General features: G+C 58.4%; 19 protein-coding genes and 2 pseudogenes. 10 read left to right on the top strand and 11 right to left on the bottom strand.

The window, feature by feature from the left end; all coding sequences use genetic code 11:
- Positions 1-57 precede the first annotated feature (57 nt).
- From PH552_RS04405 to PH552_RS04390, 4 genes are all read right to left on the bottom strand, one after another.
- A complete protein-coding gene (locus PH552_RS04405; RefSeq protein WP_285165554.1) occupies positions 58-2,463 on the bottom strand; it encodes an FdhF/YdeP family oxidoreductase in 2,406 nt (801 codons plus the stop codon).
- 147 nt (positions 2,464-2,610) lie between these two features.
- A complete protein-coding gene (locus PH552_RS04400; RefSeq protein ID WP_113248982.1) occupies positions 2,611-2,913 on the bottom strand; it encodes a hypothetical protein in 303 nt (100 codons plus the stop codon).
- 210 nt (positions 2,914-3,123) lie between these two features.
- Entirely contained in the window at positions 3,124-4,560 is a 1,437-nt protein-coding gene (locus tag PH552_RS04395; protein ID WP_483315465.1) for a CYTH and CHAD domain-containing protein, read from the bottom strand.
- A 256-nt stretch (positions 4,561-4,816) separates the two neighbouring features.
- Complete coding sequence (locus PH552_RS04390) at positions 4,817-4,966, bottom strand: hypothetical protein (protein WP_112345624.1); 150 nt, start codon at positions 4,964-4,966, stop codon at positions 4,817-4,819.
- Positions 4,967-5,313: 347 nt separating this feature from the next.
- Between PH552_RS04390 and PH552_RS04385 the strand changes: the two genes are divergently transcribed.
- The 5 genes from PH552_RS04385 to PH552_RS04365 all read left to right on the top strand — a co-directional run bounded on the left by PH552_RS04385 (position 5,314) and on the right by PH552_RS04365 (position 10,236).
- Positions 5,314-5,844 carry a 2Fe-2S iron-sulfur cluster-binding protein gene (locus PH552_RS04385; RefSeq protein ID WP_113248979.1) on the top strand — a complete coding sequence of 177 codons (531 nt, stop codon included), beginning with the start codon at positions 5,314-5,316 and terminating at the stop codon, positions 5,842-5,844.
- Positions 5,841-6,830, top strand: coding sequence for an FAD binding domain-containing protein (locus PH552_RS04380; RefSeq protein ID WP_285165552.1), 990 nt, complete (start codon positions 5,841-5,843; stop codon positions 6,828-6,830). Before PH552_RS04385 ends, PH552_RS04380 begins: the two co-directional genes overlap by 4 nt.
- The gene (locus PH552_RS04375) at positions 6,827-9,112 is read left to right on the top strand and encodes a xanthine dehydrogenase family protein molybdopterin-binding subunit (protein WP_285165551.1); all 2,286 of its coding nucleotides are present in this window, start codon (positions 6,827-6,829) and stop codon (positions 9,110-9,112) included. Before PH552_RS04380 ends, PH552_RS04375 begins: the two co-directional genes overlap by 4 nt.
- Positions 9,113-9,461: 349 nt before the next feature.
- Entirely contained in the window at positions 9,462-9,638 is a 177-nt protein-coding gene (locus PH552_RS04370; protein ID WP_169645414.1) for a hypothetical protein, read from the top strand.
- A 97-nt stretch (positions 9,639-9,735) separates the two neighbouring features.
- Entirely contained in the window at positions 9,736-10,236 is a 501-nt protein-coding gene (locus PH552_RS04365; RefSeq protein WP_112345627.1) for a YciE/YciF ferroxidase family protein, read from the top strand.
- A gap of 77 nt (positions 10,237-10,313) precedes the next feature.
- Here PH552_RS04365 and PH552_RS04360 read toward each other — a convergent pair whose 3' ends face one another.
- The 3 genes from PH552_RS04360 to PH552_RS04350 form a co-directional block, all read right to left on the bottom strand.
- On the bottom strand, positions 10,314-11,408 hold the full coding sequence (locus tag PH552_RS04360) for a PAS domain S-box protein (protein ID WP_285165550.1): 1,095 nt from the start codon (positions 11,406-11,408) through the stop codon (positions 10,314-10,316).
- Positions 11,409-11,590: 182 nt separating this feature from the next.
- A complete protein-coding gene (locus PH552_RS04355; protein WP_113248975.1) occupies positions 11,591-11,752 on the bottom strand; it encodes a DUF1328 domain-containing protein in 162 nt (53 codons plus the stop codon).
- Positions 11,753-11,823: 71 nt separating this feature from the next.
- Positions 11,824-12,351: a hypothetical protein gene (locus tag PH552_RS04350; RefSeq protein WP_285165549.1), complete on the bottom strand. Its 528-nt coding sequence runs from the start codon at positions 12,349-12,351 to the stop codon at positions 11,824-11,826.
- A gap of 345 nt (positions 12,352-12,696) precedes the next feature.
- Here PH552_RS04350 and PH552_RS04345 point away from each other — a divergent pair, with 345 nt between their 5' ends.
- Positions 12,697-13,116, top strand: coding sequence for an HD domain-containing protein (locus PH552_RS04345; protein WP_113248973.1), 420 nt, complete (start codon positions 12,697-12,699; stop codon positions 13,114-13,116).
- A gap of 67 nt (positions 13,117-13,183) precedes the next feature.
- Here the strand turns inward: PH552_RS04345 and PH552_RS04340 are convergent, their stop codons facing one another.
- The gene (locus PH552_RS04340) at positions 13,184-13,471 is read right to left on the bottom strand and encodes a DUF3175 domain-containing protein (RefSeq protein ID WP_285165548.1); all 288 of its coding nucleotides are present in this window, start codon (positions 13,469-13,471) and stop codon (positions 13,184-13,186) included.
- Positions 13,472-13,694: 223 nt separating this feature from the next.
- On the opposite strand from PH552_RS04340, the pseudogene treS reads away from it, so the two are divergent.
- From treS to PH552_RS04325, 3 genes and pseudogenes are all read left to right on the top strand, one after another.
- Positions 13,695-15,341 (top strand): annotated as a pseudogene (gene treS, locus PH552_RS04335) (maltose alpha-D-glucosyltransferase); the annotation flags it as partial.
- A gap of 317 nt (positions 15,342-15,658) precedes the next feature.
- Entirely contained in the window at positions 15,659-15,892 is a 234-nt protein-coding gene (locus PH552_RS04330) for a DUF2934 domain-containing protein (protein WP_145644843.1), read from the top strand.
- A gap of 196 nt (positions 15,893-16,088) precedes the next feature.
- The gene (locus PH552_RS04325) at positions 16,089-16,310 is read left to right on the top strand and encodes a hypothetical protein (protein ID WP_113248969.1); all 222 of its coding nucleotides are present in this window, start codon (positions 16,089-16,091) and stop codon (positions 16,308-16,310) included.
- Positions 16,311-16,333: 23 nt separating this feature from the next.
- Here PH552_RS04325 and PH552_RS04320 read toward each other — a convergent pair whose 3' ends face one another.
- Entirely contained in the window at positions 16,334-16,939 is a 606-nt protein-coding gene (locus tag PH552_RS04320) for a hypothetical protein (RefSeq protein WP_285165547.1), read from the bottom strand.
- A gap of 190 nt (positions 16,940-17,129) precedes the next feature.
- On the opposite strand from PH552_RS04320, the pseudogene PH552_RS33815 reads away from it, so the two are divergent.
- Positions 17,130-17,366, top strand: a pseudogene (locus tag PH552_RS33815) (four-helix bundle copper-binding protein); the annotation flags it as partial.
- A gap of 130 nt (positions 17,367-17,496) precedes the next feature.
- On the opposite strand, the gene PH552_RS04310 reads toward PH552_RS33815, so the two are convergent.
- Together PH552_RS04310 and PH552_RS04305 are read right to left on the bottom strand one after the other, a co-directional pair.
- Positions 17,497-18,597, bottom strand: a complete 1,101-nt coding sequence (locus PH552_RS04310) for a DNA topoisomerase IB (protein WP_285165545.1) — start codon at positions 18,595-18,597, stop codon at positions 17,497-17,499.
- 58 nt (positions 18,598-18,655) lie between these two features.
- Entirely contained in the window at positions 18,656-18,859 is a 204-nt protein-coding gene (locus PH552_RS04305; protein ID WP_285165543.1) for a hypothetical protein, read from the bottom strand.
- Between the last annotated feature and the right edge of the window lie 172 nt (positions 18,860-19,031).

The raw sequence follows: 19,031 nt of genomic DNA, 5'->3' as shown, positions 1-19,031 counted from the left end.
TCCTCTCGGAAGCAAACGTAGCGCGATTAACGTGAAGGAGCAGGGTAACGAGCGTCATCAATCCACGGCGGTCGTACCGATCGAGCGAGAGACCAAGACCGGCAGAAGCTTGTAGGACGGCGTCTTTGATTTCTTGTCGTGATGAGCCAATGGAAACAGCGGATTGGCTTCAGGGTAATAGGCCGCGCAGCATCCTTCAGGGATGGCGTATTCAATGATCCGCAGGCCCGAGATGTGTCTGCCCGCCGCATCTGCAAGCGCGGTGTGAAGATCGATGCTCTCGCCCTCGACAAAACCGAGGCGGCGGATGTCCTCACCATTCATGAACACGACCATCCTGGTTCCTTCCACGCCGCGGAAGCGATCGCTGTAGCCGTAGACGGTGGTATTGAACTGATCGTTGGAGCGCAGAGTCGCAAGATAAAGAAGGCGGCTGGTATCGCCGCGGATATCGAATTCCGGAAACAGGCGGGCCGGCGCGATGAAGTTTGCCTTCCCTGTCGGCGTTACCCATTTGCGTTCGCGCGCCGGAAGCGGGCGCGGAAATCCCCCGGGCTGGAAAAGGCGTTTGTTGAAGTTCTTGAATGTCTCCGGATAGGTCTCTTCGATCGCGTCGCGGATTTCCGCATAGTTCGCGACCCATCTGTCCCATGGAACTGCAGTGGCGCCAAGCGTCGCCTTGGCGAGGCCGGCAATGATCGCCGGCTCCGAACGCAAACCTGTGCTTGCAGGTGTTGCTCGCCCTCGCGAACCGTGAAAATGCGCGATGGAACTTTCGATCGAAACCGCTTGCGGACCGCTCTCCTGTTCGTCGATTTCCAGGCGCCCAAGACACGGAAGCAGATAGGCGATCTCGCCATGGATGACGTGCGAGCGATTGAGCTTCGTGGCGATCGCGACCGTCAGGCGAAGCTTTCGCCAGGCCTTTTCCATCAGGTCGGTATCGGGCACAGCTCGCAGAAAGTTGCCGCCGAGGCCAATGAAGGCACGGCTCTCTCCACGCAAGATGGCACCGCACGTCTCGACCGTCGAATGGCCCAGCCACCTCGGCGGCTCGAAACGATAGAGCTGTGCCAGCTTATCGAGCGGCGCCAGGCCCGGCTTTTCCGTAATGCCGACGGTGCGCTGTCCCTGCACGTTTGAGTGGCCGCGCACGGCGCATATGTTTGCCCCTGGCTTGCCGATATTTCCCCTCAGCAGGGCGAGGTTGGCTATCATGTGCACATTGTCGACACCCATGATGTGCTGAGTGACCCCCATGCCATAGGCAATGACCACCGCCTGGGCGTTTGCATAGGTATTCGCGGCCTGTTCCATCTGTTGCCGGCTGAGGCCCGAAATGCGTTCCAGCTCCTCCCAGGAATGGGCTCTCGTGATCGAGGCAAATTGCTCGAATCCCGTCGTGTGTTCCTTGATGAAGTCGTGATCCAGTATGTGTTTCTTGTCGGCCGCCGCGATCGAGGCGGCGAAGACGACCTGGGCGGCATTGGTCTGATCCTTCGGCTCGGCGTCCGCACCGGTGACCTTGCTGGTACCAGTCAGGCGCAAGGCATCATCCGTTTCGATCAAAGCCTTGCAAATGCCGAACAGAGCTGCGGTATCCCCACCGTTGCGCACCTGATAATATTCGGTGGAAATAATCGTCTCCTTGCCGGAGAGCATCTGACTCGGCGCCTGCGGATTCTTGAAACGCTCCAGTCCGCGTTCGCGCAGGAGATTGATGGTAACGATCCGTACGCCCCGATTCGCGGCATCCTGCAGGTCGTGCAGCAGGCGAGGGGAAGAAGTTCCGACATTCTGTGCGATATAGAAGATGCAGTCGCAGTTTTGGAAGTCGGATAGGATTGCGGTGCCCACGGACGCGCCGATGCTCTCCGGCAGCGCGACGGAACTGCTTTCGTGGCACATGTTCGATGAGTCCGGCAGGTTGTTGCTTCCGTACATGCGCGCGAAGAGCTGGTACATGTAGGATGCTTCAAGCGAGGCTCGGCCGGAGGTGTAAAAATCCACCTGTTCGGGGGCTAGGGCGCGCAGTTCGCGGCCGATTTCGACAAAGGCCGCCTCCCATTCGACGGGTTCGTACCGGTCGCTATCGGGATTGAAGCGCATGGGCTGCGTCAGGCGGCCCTGCTCTTCCAGATCGTGATCGCTCCAGCTCGCCAATTCCGCGAGGGAGTGTCGGGCGAAAAACTCCACATCCGCCCTGCGATCGGTGACTTCCCAGGCCGTGGCCTTTGCGCCATTCTCGCAGAATTCCAATGGATGAGGCTTCGCCGGTTTTGCCCAGGCGCAACTGACACACATATAGCCGTCAGGTTTGTTCTGATGCGCAAGCAGGTTCGGTCCCTTTGCCGGGATGTGCTCGCGAAGCAGCACTTCACCCACTGATCTTGCCGATCCCCAGCCACCGGCTGGACCGTCATAAGCTCGAATTTTGGGAGGATTTTTTGGGTTGCCGGTCATCCGCATGCGTCCTGCATTTGTCGAACCTAAATCGAACAAAGAGCAGAACAATTGGTTCCACGTATCGGGGACGTGAAATCACAGGGGCAAACGATTGGGCACTTGGCTTCCCATTCAACTTGCGGGAAGAGTTCGAAGCTGGAATTTTTACCGGAATGCCTGGTGCTGAATGTCACCCAACGGCGGAAGGATCGACATTTCCGTCTCAGAATGCCGTGCCATGGTCGAGTGGAGCTCATCCAATGCGTGCCGGTGCACAAGGGCAAACAAGGCATCGTTCATGTTTGCGCCACTGAGGATTTCGGGATCGTCACAGGCAACATTGATCGTCCTCTCCACGACGCGGTTTACAGCCGTTTCGCTGGCGAGAAACCGGCGTGCCCAATTCCGCAGCATGGCGCGGAGCGTCGGATCTTTTGGGAATTTTGCTGGTTTCAGGAGGATCACCATGCTCTCCCACGTCCTTGCAGGCGGGAGCACGTATAAACCCTCAGTCGTCACCGCCTACTTGATCGGTTGGTGACGATGTTTTGATAGTACTCCTTTGTGGACGGGAGTCCATGTCAAATGCGATGGCGAGGCAACGATGAATGGGTCTGCTGCGATATCCAAACCGCAGCCGAACCGCTCTAAAAGTCGACAATCGCGCGGGAGGCACGCCTATCGCCAGAAGCGCTTCGTGTCGAGGACGTCGTCGAGGGCCGCCTGCGCCGCCGCGATCAATGACCTCTTGTCGGCATGCAGGATGACCGATGCGGCCTCGGGGTGGTCCTGCAGGCCGTGCTTCTCCAGCACGCTGGGGCCGGTCGTCAGGTCGTTCAGCGCTCCAAGCTGGTCCTGCAATTCTTCCATGGCCTTGATGAAGCGCTTGTGGCGGCGAGCCTCCTTATGGTCGGCGAACAGCGTCTTGAAGAATTCCGCGGCGTAGCGCAGCTTTTTGGCATCCTTCCTTGCCTCGTGCCGCTGCTCGTCGTCGACATGTGCGAGATCGTGGCCGTGCTTCTTCAGCTTTTTCCGCATCTTGTCGAGCGCTTCGACCGCCTGTTCGCCGATCGTCTTGTCTTTCGCCGGTCCATCCAGATAGGCGCCCGTGTGCAGCCATTCATGGAAATCCAGCATCAGCGCTCTGGCGCGGGGCGATCCCAGCGCATTCTCGACCTCGTCATAGGCGGCTTCGCGGGCTTGCTGCAGCCTATCTGCAAAATCCCCGTCTTTCGCTTTCGGCAAAAGGACGTCGATGTTGCGGGCTTCGCCCAGCACACCGGCCAGCCAACGGAATTCGCCGGATAGTCGGCGAGCTTCATCGTCCAGGACCGGCTTGAAGAGTGAGACGGCGGATCGCAGCCGCCGCATCGCGACGCGCGCCTGATGAAGCGCTTCCGCGCTTCTTCGATGCAGCAGTACGTTTTCGTTCAATCGAAATTGGCGGAAACAGGCCTGCGCTATCGCCTTGAATCCATCGACGGCGCTCGACCGCCACTCCAGGTCGATTTCCGCTGACTTATGCACATGTTGCGCTGCGGCCAGCAGCCGGTAGCCGCGCTCGGCCTTGGAGTGGACGCCGAACTTGAACGGAACGATCGCCTCGATCTTGCGTGCGAGAGCAAACAAATCCTTCGGATCGCCGTCCTTCAGTTCCAGTTCTATCTCGCAGATAGGCGCCTGTCGATCAGCCTCCGCGGCCGTGCCCCGATCGGCAGCGAGCTCGATTTTGGAGCCGTTCTCGACCAGGTTCCAAATCCGGCGGTCGATGGAAACCTCAAACTGGGGAAGGAGATCTTCCCGAATATCGCCGAACTGATTGAGAAGAGGGCTCGTATGGTCGAGGGCAGGGACATCTGTCTCGACGGCGGTCTCCCATTCCGATCGGGCGAACAGCGACGCGCTGGGACCGGTTGCCTTCACCGTTTGCGTCCTCGCGGCGCCGGAGCGGCGGATACGGAGTGTGAAACCTGCGTTGAACAATCTGCGGTCGTCCGTATCGAAATAAATCGAATGCTGCTCGACCGTCTCGGCGGGTTCGCCGAGAAGGTCCGACGCGACGAGGCTGTCCATCTCCAAATGCGACAGATCAAGCTTCAGTTCGATTTCAGCCACCTTCATGCTCCCTATACCCAATATGATCTATGGAATGGTTTCCTGGTAGGGATAATTCAATCGTCTCACATTCAGATGAAAGCATGCTTTCTCCGCAAGATCACTGTCTGGCGTGATGAAATCGACCGAAAGCAAGGGTATGGCCACGATAAATCGGTAAGGCGGCCAAAAGCTCGCCTTCGATCATCGCGAGTCCTGGTCCTACCCATCATCGGTAGGCCTGGACGCTTCAGGCCGCTGCTTCGTTGGCAGCCGGCTAGTGGCGCTTGAAATATTGCACCTCGCGCTCGTGCTTTTCGGCAGCCTCACGCGTTTTGAAGGTGCCGAGATTCCTGCGCTTGTTTGTCTTCGGATCGACCTTGCGCGAGTAAAGCCGGTATTCGCCGGATTTCAGTTTGCGGATCATGGGCGTGTTCTCCGTTCAAGGAGATTTAATCCTCGCAGAGCTGTTCTGGTTCCAAGGGACCCGATCGGCGCAATGCCATTGCTTTCGTGCCCTGCCACATCGTGAAAGCCGGAACGAGCGCTGCGCGGTCCTCACTAAATCCAAGGCACGCGCAATCTTCCGGGAACAATTGGCCGCCCGTCTGGTTGTCGCTCAGGCAGCAGCGGAGGCTTCGAGATGAGCAAGCTTGCTCTGCCCCGGCTGCCAGGCAAAGGCGCGTGAAGTCCACGGATCGGATGCCGGCCTGGAAACACTGGCTGGACGCTATTACCCGATATGCATCGATTGCCATCAGGGAGGCAAAGATCATGAAGTTCACGATCAACGGTGAAGACGTTGAGGTGCAAGCCGATATTCGCACATCGCTGCTCGATCTGCTGCGCAATATCCTTGGCTTTACCGGCACAAAGAAGGGATGCGATCAGGGCGCTTGCGGCGCCTGCACCGTCTTGGTCGACGGTGAGCGCATCAATTCCTGCCTGGCGCTCGCAATCCAGTATCAGGGCCGCAGCATCACGACGATCGAGGGTATTGCTTCGGAAAGCGGGCTTCATCCGCTGCAACAGGCTTTCGTCGAATGCGAAGGCTTTCAATGCGGATATTGTACGCCGGGGCAGCTCTGCTCCGCGATCGGTATGATGCATGAGGTCGATCGCAACGTGCCGAGTGCGGTCACGAAGGACCTTTCGGCAGCGAGCGTCGTTCTCGATGAGATCGAGCTTCGCGAACGAATGAGCGGCAATCTCTGTCGATGCGGCGCCTATAACGGCATTGTCGAGGCCATCTCGCAGACCTTCGCGGAAAGTGAAAGCGAGAACGAGAGGAGGGTACGGGCATGAACCTCTTCTCCTACGAGCAGGCATCCAACGCCGCCGCCGCCATCGATCTTGCCAAAGCCGGCAACGCGCCGCGATATCTAGGGGGAGGCACGAATCTCGTCGATCTGATGCGCGAAGACATCGAACGCCCGGACATGCTGATCGATATCACGCAATTGCCCGCCGACATCGAGCCACGTTCCGACGGCAGTCTTCTGATCGGCGCCGCGGCAAAGAACACCGCGCTTGCGGCAGATTCCTACGTCCGCTCGGCCTTGCCACTGCTTTCCCGCTCCATTCTTGCGGGGGCAAGCGCTCAAATCCGCAACATGGCAACCGTCGGCGGCAATATCTTGCAGCGCACGCGCTGTCGCTATTTTTATGACGATGCGGCCCATTGCAACAAGCGGCATCCGGGTGACGGCTGCGACGCCAGAGACGGTTTCAACCGCTATCATGCGATCCTTGGCGCTTCGCCTTCCTGTGTCGCGACCCATCCGTCCGACATGTGCGTCGCGCTTGCCGCGTTGGATGCGAGGCTGCACCTGAAGGGTCCTATCGGCTTGCGCAGCATGCCTTTCCTGGATCTGCATAGACTGCCCGGAGAAAGGCCCAATATCGAAACAGACTTGCAGCCGAACGAACTGATCACCGCAGTGGAAATTCCACCGCTTCCCTTCGCCCGGCGTTCCACCTATCGCAAGGTGCGCGACCGCGCGAGCTATGCCTTCGCTTTGATCTCTGTTGCCGCCGCCGTCGACATCGACGAGGCGGGCAAGGTGCGCGATGTCCGCCTGGCACTCGGCGGCGTTGCCCACAAGCCCTGGCGCGCCTTGAAGGCCGAAGCGGTCCTGAAAGGCGCGCCTGCCAATGTCGAAAGCTTTCGCGCGGCAGCCGAAGCGGAACTCGCCGCGGCGATTGGGCTGAAGGACAATGGATTCAAGATCGAGCTGGCGAAACGAACGATCGTCGCCGTTCTCGATGAGTTGAAGGGAGAGGGCGCATGAGCGTACAATCCGATACCCCGAAAGGAATCCCCGGCAAATGGCAGCCGGCCGTCACATCCGATCCGCTGCTGCGCAAGCACGGTGCGCTCGGACGGCCGATCTCACGCGTCGACGGGCCGCTCAAAGTTGAAGGCAAGGCCCGTTTTGCAGCCGAATATCCTTATGAAAACATGTGCTACGCCGCTCTCGTCTTCAGCAAGATCGCGCGGGGCCGCATATCGGAGCTTGATACCGCCGCTGCCGAAAAGGCGCCCGGCGTCGTACTGGTGATGACTTACCGGAACGCGCCCCGGATGAAAGCGCCGTCCCTGATGATGTCCTCGCCCTCGGCCGCCGGCGCAAGCGACCTCCCCGTCATGCAGAATGACGAAATCCACTGGAACGGCCAGGCTGTCGCGGTGGTTCTCGCGGAGACGCAGGAGCAAGCCGACCATGCGGCATCGCTGATCGCGGTGGACTATGCTCCGCTTTCGGCGGTCACGTCCTTTGAGGAGGCCAAGAGGAAGCCGCGTCAGCTGGAGACATTGCTCGGCCAGCCGCCGATCCTGGACATCGGCGATGCGGAAGCTGCCCTGAAGGCGTCTGAAGTTCAGGTGGACAACATCTATCGGACGCCTCGGTACAATCACAATGCAATCGAACTGCACGCCGCGACGGCCGTCTGGAAAGGCGATGAACTGCGCGTGCACGATGCGACACAGATGATCGATCTGACCGCGGGACAACTCGCCGATATTTTCGGCATCGATCCGGGCAAGGTGCGCGTGACCTCTCCCTATGTCGGCGGAGGTTTCGGCGGCAAATGCCTGTGGGATCATCAGATCCTGGCATGCGCGGCCGCCAAACTCGCGCAGCGCCCGGTCCGTATCATGCTGTCGCGCGAGGGCGTCTTCCGTCTTGTCGGTGGCCGTACGGTGACGGAGCAGCGCGTGGCGCTGGGCGCCAACACCGACGGAACGCTCAATGCGCTTGTTCATACCGGCATCGTCGCGATGACGCTGCATAATTCCTGCCCCGAGCAGTTCACCTTTCCGGCCCGGCATCTTTATGCCGCCAAAACCCTCCGCTTGGCCCAGGAGGTTGCCGACATGGATATGCTGGCGAATACCTTCATGCGCGCACCTGGCGAAGCCGTCGGGACGTTTGCGCTGGAATGCGCGCTGGATGAACTGGCCGACAAGCTTGGCATCGATCCGGTCGAACTGCGCAGGCGCATCGAGCCGGAAAAGGATCCAACGAGCGGAAAGCCCTTCTCCTCGCGTCATTTGCTCCAGGCCTATGAGAAGGGTGCCAAGCAATTCGGCTGGCATCGCCGCGATCCGCAGCCGCGCCGGCGGCGCGAAGGGGAATGGCTGATCGGCATGGGCTGTGCGACTGCGACCTATCCCTATCATCGCTTTCCCGGAACTGCGGCCAGCATCAGGCTGATGGCTGACGGCCGCGTCACGGTTTCGACGGCGGTTCACGACATGGGTATGGGAACGGCAACGGCGCAGACACAGCATATCGCCGTGCGTCTTGGCATCCCGGCCGATCGCATCACCTTCGAATATGGCGATAGCGCCTTGCCTCGCGGCATCATCGCCGGCGGCTCGACTCAGACGGCTTCGATCGGCGGCGCGGTCATCGCCGCGACGGAAGTCTTCATCGAAGAGCTGATCAAGCTTGCAGGAAATGCCTCGCCGCTCGCTGGCCTTTCGCTTACGGATGTCGAGCCGCGCGATGGAGGGATCGGTCATCGCGATGATGCCGACCGCTTCGAGACGTATGAATCGATTCTCCGCCGTTCCGGCCGCAATGAGCTTGTCTGCCAGGCCGAAGCACCGCAGCCGGCCGAGATGGAGGCTTTCTCCATGCACTCCTACGGTGCGCAATTCTGCGAAGTCCGCGTCAGCGAGATTAGCGGAGAGATTCGGGTTACGCGCTTCCTCGGTTCATTCGATGCCGGGCGAATTCTGAATGCCAGGACGGCGACCAGCCAGTTCAAGGGAGGCATCGTCATGGGAATTGGTCTCGCCTTGACGGAAGAGACGAATTTCGATGAGCGGACGGGCCGCATCGTCAATGCCTCGCTTGCCGAATATCATGTACCCGTGCAGATGGATGTGCCGCAGATTGATATCATCTATACGGATGTCGCCGATCCGCAGGCACCGATGGGAGCGCGGGGGATCGGCGAGATCGGCATAACGGGCGTGGCGGCCGCCGTCGCCAATGCCGTCTTTAACGCGACCGGCAGGCGCATTCGCGAATTGCCGATCACGCTTGATAAAATGATCTAACGTAAGTGTAGCCTTAAGCTAAGCGGATCACATCGCTTGGTATCCGCTAATGAAGAATTCGCAAGATTGTGGGAGCAGGCGGCATGTTTCGGCGGCGGTAGCTATGCATCTATCCGGACTTCTTTCGCCAGTTATAGTCTGTCGAGTAGGTATTTCGCATGATGGCAAATACGCAGCTCTTGAGAACGAAGCTATCGAGATGGGAAAGACCGCTGCCCCGTGTCGCTCGCATTCATTGGTGAAATAGGAAGACAGTATTTTTTGAAAGTCTTCGTGGAACCAAAGCCTAATCCGTCTGTTTGGAAGTCGAGACCGACAATGTCTCGCAATCAAACTAAGGAGAAAGAACATGGCAACTCAAGGCGGTTCACATGATCAGCATGTCAAGGCTGGCCAGCAGAGCCACAAGAATACCGGCACGAAGCAGCAAGCTTCGTCTCGGAACGAGCAGTCAAAAGAGGGAACGCGTGGTGGCAGCCACGAACAACATGTGAAGGCCGGCCAGAAGAGTCACAAGAACTCGTGATTCAGTTTTCATGCAATGCCGCGCAGGCGGTCTTTCTCTGCGGGCGGTAGGAAGCCAGCCGCCCGAAAGAACTCACCGATAATCGTTGGAGGAAACAATGGCATCCGAGAAGACGTTGAACGATCTGTTCCTGGATACTCTGAAAGACATATACTACGCCGAGAAGCAAATTCTCAAGGCCCTGCCCAAGATGGCGCGTGCGGCGCAAGCAGAAGAAGGCAAGCAAGGCTTTCTGCACCACCGCGATGAAACGCAAGGTCATGTCGAGCGCCTGGAGCAGGTCTTCGAAATGCTGGGGAAGCCGGCACGGGGCAAGACATGCGAGGCGATCCAGGGCATCATAGCCGAAGCCGACGAGATCACCGAAGAGTTCAAGGGTACGCCCGCTCTCGACGCTGGCCTCATCTCTTCCGCCCAGGCTGTCGAGCACTATGAAATCGCCCGCTACGGTACTCTTATCGAATGGGCCAAGCAGCTCGGGTTGAAGGACGCAGTGCCCCTTCTTCAGCAGACGCTGGCAGAAGAAAAAGCGACCGACCAGAAGCTTACCAAGCTTGCGGAAACGGCCGCGAACGCAAAGGCGAAAAGAGCGGCGTAGAAACCTGGCCGCATTTTCATGCGTCGATGCGCTGCCGAGGCAGCGCATCGCTTGCGATCAAACAGGAAAGCACTCTGCTAACGACGCAGGACAGCTGAGGGAATTCGCAAGAAAATTTTCAGTCCCGCGGGATTCCATTCGCGTTCGATGGATCCCTGAAGCGACCCGATCGTTGCTTTTTCGAGCTGCGAACCAAAGCCGCCAGGACCCTCGGGCTGATGGACGGCAGGCCCTCCGATTTCCCGCCAGATGAGCGAGAAGTCCGTATCGTTGCGTACCTCGATTTCAATGCGGCCCTCCGGTGCCGATAAGGCGCCGTACTTCGTCGCGTTCGTCGAGAATTCGTGCAGGAGCAAGGCAAGCGACGTTAGCATGTTCCCGTGGACCGGGACATCCTGACCTCTTACAGAGATACGCTCGACGCCGTCGACTTGATGGGCGGCAAAGAGAGCCTTGACGAGCGCAAAGAGCGTTGTTTCCTGCGACAGATAGCTTTCGGCAAGTCCCACATCGGGGAGGGTCAGCTCGTTTGCAATCGCCAACGCGCTTATCCGGGCTCGCACGTCGCGCGCAAGTTCCTGGACCGTTGTCGCCGTGCGCTCGCTCAAGCCGACCACTGCGTTCGCAATAGCGAAAATATTCTTGATTCTATGGTTCATTTCCCGAAGCAGAAGAACCTGGCGTTCGGCGGCGCGCTTGCGCTCGGAAATGTCACGTGCGACTTTCGAAGCTCCGACGATGCTGCCATGGCTATCGCGGACCGGGGAGACCGTCAGCGAAATATCCAGCAAGGTCCCATCCTTGCGGCGGCGGACCGTTTCATAGTGCTCGATCCTCTTTCCGCCGCGAATGCTGGCGATGATAAGGTCTTCTTCATGCAGTCGGTCGACGGGGATGATAATGGAAATATGCTGGCCGATCGCTTCGTCCGCGGTATATCCGAAAAGCCGTTCGGCGCTTCGGTTCCAGCTCGTGATGTGCCCGGTGAGGGATTTGCTGACGATCGCATCGTCGGAGTTCTCGACGATCGCCGCGAGCAGTGCCTGCGCCAAAGGAGCGCCGGCGCTACCGGGTTCCGCAGGCGAGACGACCGTATTTGATGATGAGGAAGTCGTTGCCGTATCTCGTTGGAAATCTGTCGATTTCAGTAGATGAGGTGCTTCTTCACGCATTCGCTGTCTCCCGTTTCCGTCCTGCCGTTTTGGTGAACCACCATCTCCTGTATTTTTCGATACTCAAGGAGATGGGGCGGCCGGCTGCCAGACGCAAGGGGCCTTCATGCTCAGCTCATGCGGGAACCAGGCGTTCAATTCTAGCGCCCAGGAGAGGGAAACCATCTCCGGCTGTTCGTGCCCTAACGCCTCATCACATTCATGACCAGGGAGACAACGAAGAATAGCAGGAAGATAAAGAAGAGCACCTGAGCAATTGACGCCGACGCGCCGGCAATGCCGCCAAATCCGAGGGCGCCTGCGATCAGGGCTACGACCAGAAATACCAACGCATAGTAAAGCATCTTACTCTCCATTTGTTGCTGAAATGGAGAACGAAGCAGCTATGAGTTTGTTCCATCGTTAGTAATGAGGTCTAAGCGGCAAACTTCGCTTCCCGCGAGTAAGCCGTGCGGCCATCATCAGCCGGTGGCGGCGGTTCCGCGGCTTCCAGATACAGTCTTGCCGGCACGCTGAGTGCGAACCATAGACTGGCGCCGAGGAGAAACAATGCCGTCGTCTGATCGTCCACCTGGACACAGAATGGAAAGACGACCGAAGTGAACAGCACCGTTAGGCGAACAGCCCATTCGGCTTCGCGCTTGCGAACCGCAATGGCCGCCAGCGCACGATAGGCACGGATATTATAGGTCGCCGTGGGGCGACCGAAGGCCAGCATCCGGAGCGATGGAATGGAGAGCATCAACAGACCGGCGAGCGTTATCCCGTAGGCGGTGCCTGCCAAGAAGAGACTGCTTGCGGACAGAAGCGACAAAATGACGAAGAGATTCCAGACAGGAGCAAGTTTCTGCGGTGATTGGCCTGTTTGCTCGTGCCACGTCCGCAGCGCCATCGCTCCGCAATGAAGCAATGGTCGATCGACATAACGATTGATGAATTCCATGCGGCGCCCTTCCAAAGTCATAGGGAGCCAAGATCAGAAAAATTCGGCATCAGCATGGCAGGCACCCAATTGCGATGAAAATAGACAGCGATCCTGGCGCCGCGCGGCGGCGAAGAGGGAACAATCCGTTTTGAACTTGGTTCATTGGCTGATTTCGCGGAATGCGCTTCCTTGGGGAGGCTCCTATGTTGCCGGTCTTCGTGTCCATCGAAAAGAAGGGTAAGATGTCGGCTTCGGCATTCCAGGACACCTTCCTCGGGCATTCACGAAGTTCAGATATCCTTGCAATCCGATTTATTGTGTCCGTTCGGCCGGTATCCGCAATGACTGGAGGCATTGAATGTCATGAAGCACCTTGACCAAGCCATACAGATTGCGCTCGAGGCGCATGAGGGACAGACCGACAAGACGGGGCGCCCTTTCTTCGAGCATTGCCAGCGGATCGCACTTCTCGTTTCCGGGGATGACGCCCGTACGGTCGCTTATCTTCACGATGTCGTCGAGAAAGGAAGGGGATGGACGCTCGATCGATTGAGAGAAGAGGGTTTTCCGCCAAAGATCATCTCCGCCGTGGACGCATTGACGCGGCGATCGGACGAGCCGTATGACGAATTCGTCACACGGGCGGCGTCGAATGCATTGGCACTGCCGGTGAAAAAGGCCGATCTGGAGGACAATCTGTGGCAAAGCGAGCAGATCGGCAAAAGCGGAGAGAAATATCAGCGCGGTTTGCAGATCTTGATTGGGATTATGGGGAAGATTTAGCTTCGATTCGCCCCTGAGCCAGCATTTCCGCTGTTCCATCCAAGCAAGAGCCGATCGCAGATGAGATCTAGGGTTTGCGGCCGAAATCCTTGCGCAACTCGGTCTTTGCCCTTTCCAGCGTCGTCCGTCTCGACTTGGAGAGCTGGTCGCCTGCCCGATTGATATAGAAGTTCAGCATGGACATTGCCGATTGAAATGGGCCTGACTTGCGACGATGGCTTTGCTCGGCGGAGTGCTTGAGAGAGTCCGCGATCTTCTTGGCGCTGCGCTGTTTGAAGACGCCCTTGTCGAGATCCATCGCGTCGCTGTTATCCGTCACCTGCTGCGACCATTGTTTCGATTTCTTTTTTGACATCGTACCTTCCTCCTTGAGATAGCGCCCACAAGGACAGCCGCGTCAGGGCTTCCCATGGTATCAAGCCAAACACGCAGAATTCTCCCCGGTTCCCGGTATATCAGCCGGTCGAACTTCAGCTTCGAAGCTGGCATTCACAATTGGTGGCCTTGAAGAGGCCGTTGGCGACATTAATTCCAGAAGAGTGGGATTGGCGAACAGGGATTGCCCGAGGAGCAGCCGATTGAACAGGACTGAACGTGAGCTTCGGTATCCGTCCTGGCACAAGGATGCCGTAATCTATCAGCTACATGTCAAATCCTTCTTCGATGCCAACGATGACGGATTTGGTGATTTCGAGGGTCTCACCCAAAAACTGGACTATCTGGCATCGCTTGGTGTCAACGCGATCTGGCTGCTGCCCTTCTATCCGTCTCCCCAGCGCGACGATGGCTATGATGTCCTGGATTACAAAAGCATCAGCCCGGAGTTCGGCAGCCTTGCCGACTTCAAGGTCTTCGTGGACGCTGCCCATGCGCGCAAGATGCGCGTGATCATCGAGCTGGTCATCAACCATACATCCGATCAGCATCCCTGGTTTCAACGCGCGAGACACGCACCTGCCTGCTCGCGCGAGCGGGATTTCTACGTCTGGTCGGATACGGACGACAAGTTTGCCGATACGCGCATTATCTTCGTCGACAGCGAAAGATCCAACTGGAGCTGGGATCCCGTCGCCGGGGCCTATTTCTGGCACAGATTCTATTCGCATCAGCCGGATCTCAACTATCACAATCCGGAGGTCATCGAAGCGCTCCTGGACATCATGCGTTTCTGGCTTGATCTCGGGGTGGACGGTTTTCGCCTCGACGCCGTTCCCTATCTGGTCGAGCGGGAAAACACCAACAACGAGAATCTTCCGGAAACGCATGAACTGCTCAAGCGCATCAGGAAGACCCTCGATGCCAGCTATCCTGGCGTCATTCTTCTTGCCGAAGCCAATCAGTGGCCGGATGAGGCACGGGATTATTTCGGAGAGGGCGATGAATGCCACATGGCTTTCCATTTTCCGCTGATGCCGCGCATATTCATGGCGGTCGCCACGGGAGACCGTCAGCCGATCGTGACGATTGTTGAGCAGACCCACGATATTCCGGAGGATTGCCAATGGGCCATTTTCCTCAGAAACCATGATGAGCTGACGCTGGAAATGGTCACCGAGGCCGAGCGCAATTTCATGTGGGACACCTATGCGTCCGACGAGCGCGCGCGGCTCAACCTCGGCATCCGGCGCCGTCTGTCGCCCTTGATGGATCAGGACAGGCGTCGCGTCGAGCTTCTGCAAGCGCTGCTGCTTTCGCTGCCGGGCAGTCCCGTCCTTTATTATGGTGATGAAATCGGCATGGGCGACAATGTCGAATTGGGCGACAGGAACGGTGTCCGCACGCCGATGCAATGGTCCGACAGCAGAAATGGCGGGTTTTCGAATGGCGATCCGGAAATCCTCGCGCTTCCGCCCATCGACGATGCCCGGTATGGATTTCGCGCCATCAATGTGGAGGTGCAGGAGAACGACCCGCATTCTCTGCTGAACTGGATTCGCCGCACTTTGGCAATCCGCTCCGGGCATGAAGCCTTCGCACGGGGTCATATTCGTTTCGTGGATACGGATAATGCCGCTGTCATCGCCTATGTCAGGGAATATGGCGGCGACCATGTGCTTTGCGTCGCGAACCTGTCGAAAGTTCCGCAAGCCGCCGATCTCGATCTGCACTGTTATGCAGATCGACGCCCGAGGGAACTGTTTGGCGGTGCGGCATTCCCGATCATTGGCAAGCGGCCCTATATGCTCACATTTCAGCCCTATGGATATTTTTGGCTCCACTTGGAGCGCCATTCCAAGTGAGAGTGCTTTGCCGGTAGGCTCGACACCAGCGGGCCTGGTGGCCGTCATTCTGGCGCATGCTCCTGCGTAGCCGGCGCTCATGAGCCCATGCCCTTGCCGGAATCCCTGAAATAGCAGCATTCCCACCAAAAATAACGGATCCCGTGGAACATCGGAGCGGTACCGTGGTTTGGGAGATTCAGAGCATTTCCAGGGATGCAGCGGTTTTCTGCCCCGGATGCTCTGGTGAGCAAGCCGACGACACAGGTTTGCCGTGAGCGGAGATGGGCCTTGCCGATATATCACCCGAAGGATTGCGATCGATGAGCCAGACTTCAAAGGAAGAAGCCATACGCTTGCGCGCCTACCAAATATGGCAGGACGAGGGCCAGCCGGATGGACAGGATCTTGTCCATTGGCATCGTGCAGCCCAAGAGATCCTTGCCGAAGACGGCCAGCAGCAGCCTGAAATGGATGAGACAGAGGCCGTGACGCAGGCCACGACATCGCCGCAAGCGCCGCCGGTGCTTTCGGTCGAGCAGAAGCCGCGCCCTTGAGGCTAGGACCCTCGGTCGGGAAAAGTGCTTCAGGGCTTTCCGTTCTTCTCTGCGCGTCTGTCGGGCGTAGGCGTCTTGTCCCGGCGAGGCGAGCGAAAGACGGCGGGATCGAACGTCAGGGCTGCCGACCTCAATGCCGACGGTTCTCAGCAGCGCTCATGCCGTGTCTGATGGTTTTTATAGAAAAGAGAACGCAATGATCCGGAAATCCCTGCAACCCCGAACCTATCCGCTGACGCCTGCAGAGCTTAAGCTTTGCCAGCGCGCCTTCGACGCCTTCCTCCTCGAGCGCGATGCCAAGCGCGATAGCGAAGAAGCGGAAGCCGCGGCAGCGCTGATCATAGAGCTGTATCAAAAGGGCATCCGCGATGAGAAGCAGCTCCTGCTTTTGGCGAAGGCGGCCGACATACGAGCCTGATGGCTTGCGGTCTCCGCTTGGCCTCATACGCGAGGCGGTGGAGCATAATGTATGGGATCACGATCCGGCGGATCGTAAAGACCGCGCTTCTCGTCAAATTGGTCCCAGCCGCTTTGGTGGTAGAATGCGCGGCGCGCTGCAACATCGATCCGCGGCACACGGTCGAGAATTTCATTTGCAAGCGGAAGCTGGGCCTGTCCGACACGGGCGATAACCAGTGCACCACCGCGGCGTACGCTTTCGGCGTAAACGTTGGCGTCGTCTTCCGAAATGCCTGAACCGGTTAAAGCTCCTATGATACCTCCCGTTGCGCCGCCGAGGACAGCACCGCCCGCAGCGCCGATCAGCGTCGTGATAAGCCAGCCTGCGGCGACGACGGGACCGATACCGGGAATCGCGATGGCGCCGAGACCGGCCAAAAGGCCGCTTGCGGCACCTGCCGCGGCTCCGATGCCGGAGCCCGTCGTCGCATCCGCCGCCGTTTGATTTTCTCCTTCGTCGATCCTGCGACCATCAAGCGTGCGGGAAATGATGGAGATGTCCTTCGGTGCAATTCCTGCATCCTCCAGCAGCTCGACGGCAAGCTTGGCATCGTAATAGTCATCGAAAAGTCCGGCGATCATCGGCATGAGCCATCTCCTTTCGTGTGGGAACGAGCGCCTGCGGATTTAACTATCTGAAAGACAACATGTTCCGCGCTTACGCCGCCAATTGAAGGCGCATCGAGTTCCCGGCGGCAGGGGAACAATCGGCTCCGCCACCGGTTCGACGGCATCCCCGAGCGGCTAGGCAAGAAAGTCGAGGAGAACGACGACGCAACTGGATTCCAGCGTACAGCAATGTGTCGAGGCTTGCCTGCGCTGTTACAGCCGCTGTCTTTCAACGGACATGCTTCATTGCCTGGAGGCCGGCGGCAAGCACACGGAACCTGCCCATTTCCGCTTGATGATGTCCTGCGCGGAGATTTGCCAGGCCGCCGCATATTTCATGCTGATCGGCTCAAGTCATCATCCCCATCTATGCCGGGAATGTGCTGAGAGCTGCCGGCAAATGGCGGCGTGAGAATCGAAATCGCGGCCGCCGCTTAAAGCAATACCCGGAAATGGGCACAGCGGTTTTCCGTTCGGATTTGCGTCACAACAAAAGGATAGAGCGTTTTCGCGCTTCGAAGAAAAGCGGAAATACTTTAGTCTAATGTTTCCAGCCAGCGCAGCACCGCCAATTCGTCCTCATCCATCCATTTGAGAATGGCCGAGCTTTTTCGCACCCGCATTTTGGTGATCTCGGCTAGACGGCCACTGTCGAAATCCTCGAACACGCGAGGGTGGATGTAGGAGCTGCGACAGACGGCGCGTGTGTTCACCAATTTCGCGGCGACGCTGTCGATGACCTCATTGATTTGTCTTGCCCTTTCTCTTGCCGCTTCTGCCGGCTCGATCGCCGAAAGCGCTGTTGCCGCCATGCGCGTTGCGCCCCATATGCGGAATTGGCGCGAGCTGAAGTTGCAGCTCGTCGCTTCGCGAATATAGGCATTGACGTCCTGCGAGCGGATCGGATGGGTCAGTCCGTTTTCGTCCGCATATTGAAACAAATGCTGGCCGGGCAGTTCCTGAAGCATACGAATGGCGCGGATGATCCGCTTGTCGGCGACATCGAGGCGCCATTCCTTGCCGGACTTGCCCTTGAAGCGGAACTGCAGGCGTGATCCGATCGCTTTGACATGGCGACCACGCAGCGTCGTCAAGCCATAGGAACCATTTTCAAGCGCATAGGTCTCATTGCCGATACGGATGAAAAGGTTGTCCATCAGCGTGACCACCGTTGCGAGCGCCTTCGTCAAGCTCGGCTTGCGTCGCCGGAGGTCGGCGTCGACGCGCTTGCGAATGGCCGGCAGCGATCGTCCAAACTCAGCCAGTTGCGCAAATTTCTCGCTTTCGCGGATGGCGATCCAGCTTGGGTGATAACGATATTGCTTGCGCCCTCGGACATCGCGGCCGACCGCCTGCAGATGGCTGTTCGGATCCGGCGATATGATCACATCCGTATAGGCGGGAGGAATGGCGAGAGCGGATAGTCGGTCGAGCTCTGTCGGGTCGGTTATTTTTTGTCCCCGTGGATCATGGTAGACGAAGCCCGCGCCGCTTCTTTTACGGGTTATGCCCGTCTCAAGACCTGCCAGATAGACGATCTCTTCGCTTTCAGAGGCGGAGCGATTGTCGATCTGCTTATCCGATCGATCTTTTGGGGTATGGTCCACCGAATCCCGCTCGAGGCGGCCTTCCACCATCGTTGCGTCTCCGGGGTCACCGGGGATAATGGTCTCCGTTTTCACCTGCGCACCGCCGTCAATCGTCGCCCTTCTGTTTCAATGCGTCGGAGACGCGCCGCTTGCGGGGATGGTCGATATTCTCGCCATGCGCATCGCGCGCTTTTTCTCCACCATCCTTGGCGGGAAGATATCCGGCCGGCTTCGATCCGGCCGGTCCCTCCCATCGCGGTGATTGGTCCGTGGTCCCGGGTGCGCCGTCGCGTGGCTGCTGATTTTTCATCGCGGTTTCCTTTCGGGCGGTTCGATGCGTCAGATCATCCCGACGTCTCGCTTTCGCCAATGAAACCGTCCGCGCGGCGCATTGTTCCTTTCGGCTTGGCAAAGCTGGGCCGTTGGGTGATCGCACGGGGATCGTTCAGGCCTCCTAGCGAAGGGCCTATCTCCCGCTGTTT

It is taken from the genome of Rhizobium aureum (genome assembly GCF_030182495.1).
Taxonomy (GTDB): domain Bacteria; phylum Pseudomonadota; class Alphaproteobacteria; order Rhizobiales; family Rhizobiaceae; genus Rhizobium; species Rhizobium tropici_C.
This window is presented reverse-complemented; position numbering and strand designations above follow the sequence as displayed.